The organism is Vibrio sp. 970 (assembly GCF_033339075.1).
Genome location: NZ_JAWOTW010000701.1, coordinates 1 through 544, shown reverse-complemented (window position 1 = coordinate 544; position 544 = coordinate 1). Strand labels below are relative to the sequence as shown.

1 protein-coding gene is annotated in these 544 nt (G+C 47.8%); it reads left to right on the top strand.

What is annotated here, in order from left to right:
- Positions 1–544, top strand: a 544-nt coding sequence (locus R7Q11_RS28705; RefSeq protein WP_225467289.1) for an RnfABCDGE type electron transport complex subunit C, incomplete at both ends; no start/stop codon positions are given.

Genomic DNA, 544 nt, shown 5'->3' with positions numbered 1-544 from the left:
CTCGATTAAGCGCGCTATCATCGATGGCGAGCCAATGATCGAACGTGTCGTTACGTTAACCGGTAAAACCTTTAAACAGCCTCGAAACGTATGGGCGCTCTTGGGTACCCCAGTTCAAGCACTGCTCGACGAATTCGGGTACAAAGCCGATAAAAAACTTCAGCGTTTGATCATGGGCGGACCAATGATGGGCTTTACCCTGCCCCACTCACAGGTTCCTATCACCAAAACGGCGAACTGTATTTTAGCTCCGACTCGTCACGAGATTTCAGCTCATCAATACGAGATGGAATGTATACGTTGTGGTCAATGTGCGGAAGCTTGTCCTGCATCTCTACTGCCACAGCAGCTTCAATGGCATGCTAAGGCCAAAGAATATGACAAGCTAGAAGAACTAAATCTAAAAGATTGTATCGAGTGTGGCGCTTGTGCGTTTGTTTGTCCAAGTGAAATTCCACTGGTGCAATATTACCGCCAAGCAAAAGCAGAAATTCGTACTCGAACTCAAGAAGCAGAAGCCGCAGAGCGTGCGAAACTGCGCTTC